The following is an 11,127-nucleotide window of genomic DNA, read 5'->3' on the forward strand; positions in this document are numbered from 1 at the left end:
ACAAAGTTAAAGGGAACGACTCTTACGAGCATAGCTCTAAGCGTTATCGCACTCAATCTGTCAAAATTGACGGCAGATTTTCTGCACACTTTTTTTGAAAAAAACCAAAAATTTTATTTTTGGAAACAATTAGCTGTATTCAAAATGACTTTTAGAGATGCGCCATTTGTTCAGTAGACATTAAATATATAGTGAGAATTGCCGTATATCACAACCATTGAAGTTCGCCACTGCCATTGACTTAAAGAAAAAATCTCTATGAAAGACATCACCCACCACTACTCGGTTTCCCCAAAGATACTAATTTGCGGCACGTAAAAGGTTACAGATGGATGCATTACCATTTAAATCTGAAAAACAGTTGATTGCATGCATGGTTTTACTCAATCTTTTCATTCGTACTCATTTTTATAGTCTCACAAACTATTGTTTGTGAGACTAGTTGATTTGACCTGATTTTTATTATCTAACACAAATTCTCTATCGAATTTTTTGAAGTACATTTTCTCCAACACATCTTCTAATTTGTATAACTTTCTTTGTGAAATATAGGCTCTATTCCACTTCCAATCTGTTAAATCGTATCTACCAATATCCGCGATTGCTCTTACTTCTTCAATAGACAAGTTTAATATTTTTCGTAAAGCTTCAATTTTTTTGTATTGCTTTCTCCTTCTGATTGCAGAAGGGAAATTGACTGAAAGTATGAGCCCCATAAACAAGAAAAATGAAGTCCATTCCCTATAAAAATTATAGACTTTGCATATAAACAATGCGAACAAAAAAATCATCATTAAAATAATCGAATACAACATATCTATTTTTTCATTTTTAGTCATTACTCTCATGAAAATCCCCCCAAAAATGCGAGTTATGAAGATTATAAAAAGATCATTCTAATTTTTACCAATTGTTACTGGGGAATCAAACCACTAAACACTTCGTTTCATTTTTCTTTACAGCATGGCCTCTATCCCCATTAATAATGGCTACCTATTTTCCGGCGAATAACTAATTTTAGGACTGCTTCTATTCTCTTACATCTACATGTAATAAGTATAGCATGGATATCCATCATTTGGTACCGATTACTTTACAGAAAGCGAGTCAACTACCATTTTTTCGAAGCGTGAGTGCTTATATATTATGACAGAATAGCATTTCTACAAAAAGTTTCTATCGAATCACGTCAACCTATTCAACGATAAAATTCCCATTTACATAGTTTAAAAATCTACAAACAAAATCTTGATTTCTTTTGATAGTATCCTTTGTGAACCCTCTCTTTCAGACAGCTCAAGCTCTTTCAATTCTGAAAAAAATGGTGCTTCTATACAAAAAAAGACCTCCTTAAACTCACATCGTTTGAGTGTGACAAATAAGAAAGTCTATTAATAAATAACGTTATTTTCAAATATTGGGATTACTGATAAAATGGATCTTTATTAAGTTTTTTTGAAAATAGTCTTGCAAGAACACGCTAGAAAGCTTAACATGCAAGCTTATCTTATCCCCAAAGCAATCCGTGCGTATCTTGACATTCTATCCGTCGTCCACGCTGGATACCAAACTAACTTCACTTCGATTTCACCGACTTCTTCGACTTCAGACAAGGCATCATGGATGCTTTCTGTTAAGACATCCGCCAAAGGACAGCCCATTGTTGTTAAGGTCATTTTAATCATTGTATGACCATTTTCACCATTAAATTCAACTTCATATACTAAGCCAAGATTCACAATATCAATGCCTAACTCCGGATCAATCACTGTTTCCAAAGCTAATAAGATTCGCTCTTTAATTTCTTCTATTTGTTCCTCTGTATAAGGTTGGCTCATTCCAATCTCCTCCTACAACATTCATACGCAAATCATACCTGTTTTTCTCATATTTGTAAATAAATGGTTATCGTTTGTGTATTTTTAACTCGGGAAACGAACCTGTTGCTTTAAAAATTCGTTGTTCATCATCAGAAGCAAACCGACCAACAATCGATTGTGTTGGAACAATGTTTATGAAAGCATTTTGATCCACTTCCAATACTGCTTGCTCCAAGTCATATAATTCATAACGAGTAATCACAATCATAATCGTTTGACTATTCATCCCAGAATACCCACCAATTGAAGGAAAAAGAGTCATCCCTCGAAAAACGTGTGCAGAAATGTTTTTCCCTACCTCATCAGCATACCTCGTTGTAATGTAGGCTGTCACTTTTTGATGACTAGTATGGATAGTATCTACCACACGGCTCATCGCATAAATCGAAATAATCGTGTATAACGCACTTTCCCAAGAAAAAAGCAATCCTGCAAGTAGCACAATAATGCCATTTAAAATCATCATATAACTGCCGACTGTCTTACCAGTTATTTTGGAAAAAATTAATGATAAAATGTCCATTCCACCGGTTGTAAATCCAAATTTTAACGACAGACCTGCGCCAATTCCTATCAATACACCACCAACTAAAGCGTTCAGTAACAAATTATTGGTAACGTATCCTTCAGGTAAGATCATTGTGAAAAGCGAAAGAACAATCACATTTAAAAAACTAAAAAAAGTAGCCGTTCCACCCAATCGAATAAAACCAGCGATAAAAACGGGAATATTCAATAATAGAATAAATAGTCCCATACTCAGGTGAATTTGAAATGTCTGTTCAGCAAATGCAACGATAATTTGTGATAGGCCATTTAAACCGGCCGACATAATTTTACCGGGATTTAAGAAAAAATTTAACCCTAGTGATCCCGTTATCCCCGTAACGATAATAATAAACAGTTTCTTACCTAAATCATTGTAAGTGTTGACAGCTAACTTCACTGGCATGATACTCCTCTCAAAACAATATAAGTGAAGAATAGCAACAACGAAGAATCTTGAAAAGCTTCTCTTGCTTTTTTTTAGCAACTTCTTATCATTCAACTAGTATTTTCACAGAATTGAATCCACTTCACCCCAAAAGTTTCTAAGTCTTTCCTTGAGTGTTTGATTCTGATAACAAATAATTTGTGGGTACCAAGACTCTGGCATTAATTGCTGATAGGCTGGTTGCAAATACCGCGCGTCGATTAGCAGAATAACACCATAATCCTTCTCATCTCTTATCACTCGCCCACCTGCTTGAATGACCTTATTTATTCCAGGTAAACGATAAGCGTAATTAAAGCCATTTTTTTCAAGATCATCAAAATATGAGCGTAAACGTTCTTGACGTTGATTGATTTGAGGAAGTCCTACACCGACTATTGCTGTACCAATCAACCGTGTTCCCTTAAGATCAATTCCTTCAGAAAAAACGCCCCCCAACACACAGAAACCAAGCAACGTTTCTTGTGGATTTTCTTGAAAAGCTGCCAAAAATTGCATTCTTTCTTGTTCCGTCATCTTTTCATTTTGCGCTAAAACTCTAATTTTCGGATAGGAAAGAATGAATGCTTCTTGAACTTGCTGTAAATAAGCATACGAAGAAAAAAACACCATATAATTTCCCTTGCGCTGCTCAATAAAAGTGAATAGTGTTTCCACAAGTAAATGAATGGACTGCTCCCTTTTTCGAAAAGTCGTTTCAATTCCTCCATGAACAAGCACTTGTTGGTGTTCCGTTTTAAATGGGCTCCTAATTCTGTACCGAACACTTTGCTCATTGCCCCCCAAAACTGTCTGATAATACTCAAGAGGTTGGAAGCTAGCTGAGAAAAGAACGGTTCCTTCCGCCTGCTTCATTTTACTTTCCAAAAATGGTGCTGGATCTAAGCAGACAAGACTAATTGTCACCTCTTGAACTTTCTTGATGGTCACAGCTGTTTCAAAATGATAGTCATAAAGTTCACTGATTTTTAAATAACGCAATGCTGAAAAATAAGTTTCCAGCAAAGCTTCATTTCCACCTTGATTATCAGTAATGGCAAGCTGCTCCTTGACTTTTCCCGTCCATTGAAGCAACAATCGATCCAATGTATCAGATTTTGCTTTTTGATAGTGCTCTGTCCAGCCATTTTCATTCCCATACAACGCAATCGCATCAAACTCATTGAGAATTTTTTGCGTGGCTCTTTTCAGCGTTCGTTGTGATGATAGAAGTGTTGTCATCACCTCTTCAAATGAAGAACGAGTAATGGATGTTGTATACATGTCCTTCGATCGTTGCACCAAATTATGTGCCTCATCTATCAACAATAAATTCTTCTCTGAGGGTTCATCAAAAAATCTTCTCAAATAAACATTTGGATCGAAAACATAGTTATAATCACCAATAATCACGTCACACCATAAACTAATATCAAGGGAAAACTCAAAAGGACAAATCTCATGTTTGTTAGCGTACGTTTCAATGACAGATCTTGATAAAAAATCTTCATGATGCAATATGTCCCATAAAGCCTCATTTAATCGATTATAATAGCCATTAGCAAATCGACAATCAATCGGGTTACAAGTTTGCTTATCTAAAAAGCAAATTTTTTCTTTTGCAGTTAAGGTAACCGTTTTGCTCTTTATATTCTGAAGAGTCAATTGATGCATTGCATCCTCTACAACTTGTCTGGTGATTGTTTTAGCTGTTAAATAAAATAAATGATCCTCATCTTCTTCCCCCAAACTTTTCAAAGATGGAAACAAGGTTGCCATGGTTTTTCCCGTTCCAGTTGGCGCTTCTGCGAATAGTGTGCGATGTGCTTTCATCGTTTTATAAACTACAGCTGAGAAAGAACGTTGACCAGGACGAAAGGATTCATGTGGGAAGACCAACATTTTCAATGATTCATTTCTGATAAGACGCCAATTACGCCTAAAAACTAACCAACGATGATATTCTTTTAAAAGATTTTCAAAAAAAACCGTCAATTCACTCATTTGAAATTGTTTTATTTGATAAGTTATCTTTTTTTCTGTCGTTTGATAATAGCTTAAACGAATCGATAGCTGTGCAAGTTTTTTTTGTTTTCCAAAAATATAGCCATAAACCATTGCTTGAGCAAAAAATAGGTCCAGTGTCTCCTCTGACAATTGCTCAAATGCGACTTCAGATGTTTTAATTTCATCAATTGTCCACTCTTCACCAACACGAAAAAGACCATCTGCTCGTCCTTCAATAAGCAAATGATCTTCTCCTACCACCGTATCCAACGCTAAAGAAACTTCTTTTTGGTAATCCGACTCCACCGCTTGCTTTTGAAGTTTACGATGGATGGCTGCACCTTCTAATGCTGAATGTGTGCTGACAATTCGATTGTCAATACTACCCTTTTTCAAAACGAATTCGACCAATTTTCGAACAGCAATTTTTTCTTGATGCATGACCATATCCTTCTTTTTTCTTTTTATCATAGCGCTTTAACGGTGCTTTTTCAAATATTCTTGAATCGTTTTAAAAAAATCCTGATACCATTTCGCATCAATACCCATTTTTTGATAGTTTTCTAAAATCGAATGAATTTCCATAAACAAATAACTTAAATAAAAGGTATACAGCAAACCAATACCAGCTTTTAGTGGGATCAACAAACTTACAGGCAAGAAGAATAGTAACAACAACAAACTACTCACTTTTCGTAAAATTCCGTTAATCCCAATCTTTGAAGTAAATTCATGCGTGACTTTTGCTGCAATCATACCACTAACCATATCTAAAAACATGGCTAGACAGAGCAATGCTAGTAGATATAGCACATCTTGATCAAGTAATTCTTGAAAAATCAATTTCATTTCCATTTCACTCCCTCTCTACTTATATAAACGTAAAGAGAAAGCTAAATGTCAAAAGAATTTTCTATTTACTTGTTCGAACATCATAAAAAACACCATTTCGGTCTTTCACTTGAGTATTTTCAGCATTTTGGAATACAAAAATCTGTTGATAATGATTTGCTCCGCTAATCACCAGTTGCCGATCAACCAGTTTGACCGTAATATCTTCGATAACTATTTCATAAACTTTATACGGATTCGCGTCATATTGTTTTCCTGGAAAGGTGTTGCTGACATCTTCTGCCACTTGATGGCTTTCCTGAGGAGCATTCGCCTTTAATTCATACTCTTTAGTGATATTGGGATTGTCTGTCGGTACATATTGTTTGACGATTGTCATCTTATTTTTTTGAATATCAAAGATTCCTTGACTCTGAGGAAATTCAGCGGAACCCGCTTGGATGAGCATGAAATTCTGATTCAATAGCTGTGATTCATTGGCGATTATGCTAGATTCTTTTACAGATTCTGTTGTCACATGAACCGTCTTTTCATTCACTTTTTGACAGCCTGCAAAGAGTATTACCCCAATAAACATAAGCCAAAACAACGGATAGCTCTTCATGGAATGGGTCCTCCTATTTCTTCGACATCTTGCCTTTATTTTACCGTATCAATTTGTTACGCTTTTTTTTGTGTGAAGAAATTTAGTTTATTCTTAGGTATTTTTCGTTGTTTTCTTTTCATTTGCTCAACTCCTGTCCCTTTGTCAGTTCTTTCCGGATAGGGTATACTAGGATTAATAAGTAAAAGGAGGCCGTCACAATGAATATCCAGCAAATCGTCACCGGACCAGTTCGAGAAAATTGTTATTTGCTCTGGCAAAAAAATGAATTGTTGATTATCGATCCTGGTGAAGATGCAAAAAAAATCGTTGCTGCAATCACTAAGACAAATGCAGTTCCACTTGCTATTCTACTCACTCATACCCATTACGATCACATTGGTGCGGTTGATGAAATTCGTGATACGTACCACATTCCAGTCTACGTTAGTCCACAAGAGCAGGACTGGCTTCAAAACCCAATGAAAAATTTATCCGGTCGACATCCAGAATTAGGACCGATTACTGCTAGAAATGCGGAATATGAATTTGAACTCAATTCTCAAGTCACGATTGGCTCATTTTCATTTCTTGTTGTACCCACTCCGGGACATTCTATTGGAAGTGTCAGCTTCATTTTTGATGATTTTGTTGTTTGCGGTGATGCTTTATTTAAAGGCAGTATCGGCAGAACCGATCTGTACACCGGAAATCTCGAACAATTACTTGAAAGTATTCAGACCCAACTATTTTCACTCCCAGATTATTTTTCAGCCTTTCCCGGTCACGGTGAAAAAACAACAATTGGGCACGAAAAAACAACTAATCCATTCTTTAACTAATTTCTATCGGTATTGTTCATCTTTTTTATAGTTACTAAAGCCAGTGATTAGCATTTTCTAAATGGTAAGGGTTTAAATCCGATGAAAGAGGGCCTCATAAGCCCATTCGATCATCACTACCCATAAAATGATAAATTTTGAAATGGAGGAATAACTATGCAAAAAACCGAATTATATGTTGTCCGACATGGAAAAACCATGTTTAATACCCTGCAACGCGTACAAGGATGGTGCGATACACCTCTAACAAAAATTGGGGTGGAAGGAATTCAATATTTAGGTGCTGGATTGAGTGATATTCCTTTTGTTGAAGCTGTGTCAAGCGATAGTGGTCGAGCAATTGAAACGATGCGTAGGATTTTAAAAGAGCATCCAAATGGTAAAGAAATTCCTTATCACACTGATGCGCGAATTCGTGAATGGTGTTTTGGTTCACTAGAGGGTGGCTATGATGCGGAAATGTGGGGCGTTATTCCTCGGGTACTGAATTTTCCAGATTATGACAATATGATTGCCCATCATGTAACGTTTGAAGATATTTGCAATGCAATTTATGCAGCAGACACGGCAAACTGGGCAGAAACCTATCAAGAATTATCCACTCGTGTCTGGAGTGGCTTTGAGGATATCGCTCATCGTGTTGAAAAAAATGGTGGTGGAAAAGCGGTTGTTGTTTCCCATGGATTGACCATCTCTTTTCTTATGCATCTCATTAATGAAGAAAACAATGTTCGGGTTGATATTGACAACGGTTCTGTAACAAGACTACTTTATGAAAATGGCAAGTTCATTGTAAAAGAATTTGCTAGTACTGATTACATCAAAAAGGGTATGGAAAAATAGCCAAATTGCACGACTAATCACCATAAGTTTTCCTTGAGAAGGAAGCTGTCTCATTTTTTTACCACCTTCCTGCTCATTGAATAAAAACTTATGGTTTTTTTATGTTCCTGACAAACGTATACGTGTATAATGAAATCGTATCTATTTTGAAAGGATTGAAAACATGTTTATTGAAAATTTTATTAAGGCAATCATTTTTGGGATTGTTGAAGGCATTACCGAGTGGTTACCAATAAGTAGCACGGGGCATTTAATTTTGGCAAATGAACTTTTAAAAATGGAAGAATCACCTGCTTTTATGACAATGTTTAACGTTGTGATTCAATTAGGAGCGATTCTGGCAGTGGTCGTTTTGTATTTTAACAAATTAAACCCTTTTGCCCTAAGCAAATCAAAGCGTGAAAAAAAAGACACTTGGTCCTTGTGGTTCAAAGTCTTTGTAGCGATTCTCCCCTCAGTTATTATTGGACTGCCGTTGGATGATTGGCTAGATGCGCATTTCTATAATTTCATTTCGGTTGCCCTTATGTTAATTATCTATGGGATTGCTTTTATTATTGTTGAAAAAAGAAATCGGACAATCACTCCAAAAGTTACAGAATTTAATCAAATTACCTACAAATTAGCTTTCTTTATCGGCCTTTTCCAAGTACTAGCTTTAATACCTGGTACTTCTCGCTCTGGTGCGACAATCTTAGGAGGAATCTTACTAGGTGCGTCTCGCTTTATCTCTGCAGAGTTTTCGTTTTTCTTAGGTATTCCAACTATGTTTGGAGCAAGCTTGTTGAAAATTGTTAAATTTTTTGCAGATGGAAATAGCTTCACAATGGAAAATACGTTTATTTTACTAACAGGGACCATTGTTTCTTTCTTCGTTTCGATTTTAGCAATTAAATTTTTGATTTCTTACATTAAGAAAAATGATTTTACCGCTTTTGGTTGGTATCGAATTGTATTGGGCGTTGTCCTAATTGGTTATTGGCTGATTGCTTTATAAAAAAAGCTTTGAACACGTATGGTGGCTGTCACTTCTACGTGTTCAAAGCTTTTTCTTATGAGTTTTTAATCACGACGCCACCAACCAATTCGGCTACATATTCCGCATCGTTAATCGTTGATTCAAAGCGTTCATAGACATCTTTCCATTTAATAATTTCAAGTACATCCGTTCCATCGGTAAATAGTTGCTTTTTCAAACGACTAAATAGGCGGTCTGCTTCAGATTCAGTTTCCGTAACTTGATGAATCATTTGTTTTAATTTTTTTGAATTTTTAAATTTTGGAAATTCTTTCATTGCAACAGTGAGACCATCGCTTGCTCGTCGAACATAATTCGCAAACAGATCTGTTTCAAGTCGCATAGCTGAAATAGCTAAATTCTCAAATAAATAAGTCAAACTATTCATTCCATCAAGGACATCGTCCAACTGTGTCGCAAGTTCTAAAATATCTTCTCGATCAATGGGCGTAATAAATGAGTCATACAATTCATTGGTAATCTCATCAACGATGGTATCTGCCTGATGTTCATAATTGTGTATTTTTTCAGAATACAATTCTAAATTTTCCTGTGAATAATTCTGAACCAATTCTTCTAAACAAATTGCTGCTTTTTGAACAAGTGCTGCCAAATCATTCAACTTTTCAAAATAATTGTATTGTTTTTTTCTAGCCATTCTCAATCTCCTTAAAATATTGCTACAAACAATTTTGCCATAAAATATGCAATCAACCCACAGCCTGGGAATGTCATGACCCAAGCAAAAATCATTTCTTTCACAATTCGCCAGTCAACACTGGAAAGGCGTTTCGATGCCCCGACACCCATAATTGCAGTCGTTTTCGTATGGGTCGTCGAAACAGGAATCCCAAAAACAGAAGCGAGAAACAAGCAAATCGCTGCACTTAAATCAGCCGAAAAACCTTGATATGTTTCCAGCTTGACCATATCCATACCTACAGATTTAATGATTTTCATGCCCCCACAGATGTCCCGAATCCCATGGTAAGTGAACAAAGTGCCATCACCCACAAAGGAATGGTAAAACCGTTCCCTGTTTTTTCTGCTAAATTATTATAAAAAAGGCCTAGCATAAAAACACCCATGAATTTTTGTCCATCTTGTGCACCATGTAAAAAAGCATTGGCGGCCGCACCAAATGCTTGACCGTAAGTAAAAATTTTATTGGCCTTTCTCCTTGGAACGTTCTTAAAGCAAATGACAATCAATTTTGTAATGAGATAGCCCCCACAAAAACCCATAATTGTCGAAACCAATAAACCTACTAATACTTTGTTCCATTCTGCCATATTGACAGCTGCAACTCCTCCTAAAGCCATGGCTGAACCAGTCAAGCCCGCGATTAGTGCATGAGATTCACTTGTTGGAATACCAAAATACCATGCTGCTACCGCCCAAACAACAATCGAAAACAGCGATGCTGCCAAAGCTACTTGAGCTGCTTGAAGACCTTGAGAATCAAAATTAACGATATTACTGATTGTTTCGGCAACCTGAGCATTGAAATAAGTCATCACCAATGCACCAAAAAAGTTCATAATTACTGCCAACCCAATTGCAGTATTTGGTTTTAGTACTCTTGTTGAGACAGCGGTTGCAATAGCATTTGGTGCATCGGTCCAACCATTTACAAAAATTACCCCCATAACTAAGACTATTGTAACGATTAAGGCGATACTCATTTTTTCACCACCATTTGAATTTTCGTAAGTATCATACCATAGCAAGCAATAAATCAAAACGGTTATTTTAAATATTGTAAATTTTACGTATTATTTTTGTTAATTTAATGATCCGTTTTTAGCTTTTAGCTGAAAAAAATCAAAATCACAACAAAGGTAAGTTGTAAAATGAAATTCATAAAGAAATAAACAAAAAAAATCATGTAGATACGTTATACTTAAAAGCGACAAAACCATAAGTATGAAAGAGGTATCTACATGACTAAAGCCAATTATACCACAGAAAATCGTCACTTTAAGCACCTTTCTGACATCCAACGTGGAAAATTAGAACAAATGACAAAATGTGGCACCTATACACAAGCTGAAATGGCGTGCGAATTAGGAGTCAGTCAATCGACTGTTTCCCGCGAATTGAGACGCGGAAAAACGCGCCAACTTGAC

At 36.0% G+C, this 11,127-nt stretch carries 11 protein-coding genes and 1 pseudogene; 4 read left to right on the forward strand and 8 right to left on the reverse strand.

The genetic code is table 11. From position 1 onward, the window contains the following. Window positions 1–416 precede the first annotated feature (416 nt). From ACFSR0_RS10325 to ACFSR0_RS10350, 6 genes are all read right to left on the reverse strand, one after another. Window positions 417–848, reverse strand: coding sequence for a hypothetical protein (locus ACFSR0_RS10325; protein ID WP_379982507.1), 432 nt, complete (start codon window positions 846–848; stop codon window positions 417–419). Between the two features lie 654 nt (window positions 849–1,502). After that, window positions 1,503–1,838, reverse strand: a complete 336-nt coding sequence (locus ACFSR0_RS10330) for a metal-sulfur cluster assembly factor (RefSeq protein ID WP_379982509.1) — start codon at window positions 1,836–1,838, stop codon at window positions 1,503–1,505. Window positions 1,839–1,905: 67 nt separating this feature from the next. Beyond that, complete coding sequence (locus ACFSR0_RS10335) at window positions 1,906–2,832, reverse strand: YitT family protein (protein ID WP_379982511.1); 927 nt, start codon at window positions 2,830–2,832, stop codon at window positions 1,906–1,908. Between the two features lie 105 nt (window positions 2,833–2,937). Then, window positions 2,938–5,301 carry an ATP-dependent DNA helicase gene (locus ACFSR0_RS10340; protein ID WP_379982513.1) on the reverse strand — a complete coding sequence of 788 codons (2,364 nt, stop codon included), beginning with the start codon at window positions 5,299–5,301 and terminating at the stop codon, window positions 2,938–2,940. Window positions 5,302–5,337: 36 nt separating this feature from the next. Continuing rightward, on the reverse strand, window positions 5,338–5,709 hold the full coding sequence (locus ACFSR0_RS10345; RefSeq protein ID WP_379982546.1) for a phage holin family protein: 372 nt from the start codon (window positions 5,707–5,709) through the stop codon (window positions 5,338–5,340). A gap of 64 nt (window positions 5,710–5,773) precedes the next feature. Next, on the reverse strand, window positions 5,774–6,316 hold the full coding sequence (locus ACFSR0_RS10350) for a hypothetical protein (RefSeq protein ID WP_379982515.1): 543 nt from the start codon (window positions 6,314–6,316) through the stop codon (window positions 5,774–5,776). A gap of 200 nt (window positions 6,317–6,516) precedes the next feature. On the opposite strand from ACFSR0_RS10350, the gene ACFSR0_RS10355 reads away from it, so the two are divergent. The 3 genes from ACFSR0_RS10355 (at window position 6,517) to ACFSR0_RS10365 (ending at window position 8,977) form a co-directional block, all read left to right on the forward strand. Next, a complete protein-coding gene (locus ACFSR0_RS10355) occupies window positions 6,517–7,137 on the forward strand; it encodes an MBL fold metallo-hydrolase (RefSeq protein WP_379982517.1) in 621 nt (206 codons plus the stop codon). Window positions 7,138–7,293: 156 nt separating this feature from the next. Beyond that, window positions 7,294–7,980, forward strand: a complete 687-nt coding sequence (locus ACFSR0_RS10360) for a histidine phosphatase family protein (protein ID WP_379982519.1) — start codon at window positions 7,294–7,296, stop codon at window positions 7,978–7,980. A 163-nt stretch (window positions 7,981–8,143) separates the two neighbouring features. Further along, window positions 8,144–8,977, forward strand: a complete 834-nt coding sequence (locus ACFSR0_RS10365) for an undecaprenyl-diphosphate phosphatase (RefSeq protein WP_379982521.1) — start codon at window positions 8,144–8,146, stop codon at window positions 8,975–8,977. Window positions 8,978–9,032: 55 nt separating this feature from the next. On the opposite strand, the gene ACFSR0_RS10370 is transcribed toward ACFSR0_RS10365, so the two are convergent. Both ACFSR0_RS10370 and ACFSR0_RS10375 read right to left on the reverse strand, forming a co-directional pair. Further along, entirely contained in the window at window positions 9,033–9,656 is a 624-nt protein-coding gene (locus ACFSR0_RS10370; RefSeq protein ID WP_379982523.1) for a DUF47 domain-containing protein, read from the reverse strand. An 11-nt stretch (window positions 9,657–9,667) separates the two neighbouring features. Further along, a pseudogene (locus tag ACFSR0_RS10375) lies at window positions 9,668–10,683 on the reverse strand (anion permease). Window positions 10,684–10,941: 258 nt separating this feature from the next. Here ACFSR0_RS10375 and ACFSR0_RS10380 point away from each other — a divergent pair. Continuing rightward, the coding region (locus ACFSR0_RS10380; RefSeq protein WP_379982525.1) for a helix-turn-helix domain-containing protein at window positions 10,942–11,127 on the forward strand (186 nt) is incomplete at its 3' end.

This window comes from Enterococcus camelliae (assembly GCF_042685105.1).
GTDB classification, from domain to species: Bacteria; Bacillota; Bacilli; order Lactobacillales; family Enterococcaceae; genus Enterococcus_G; species Enterococcus_G camelliae.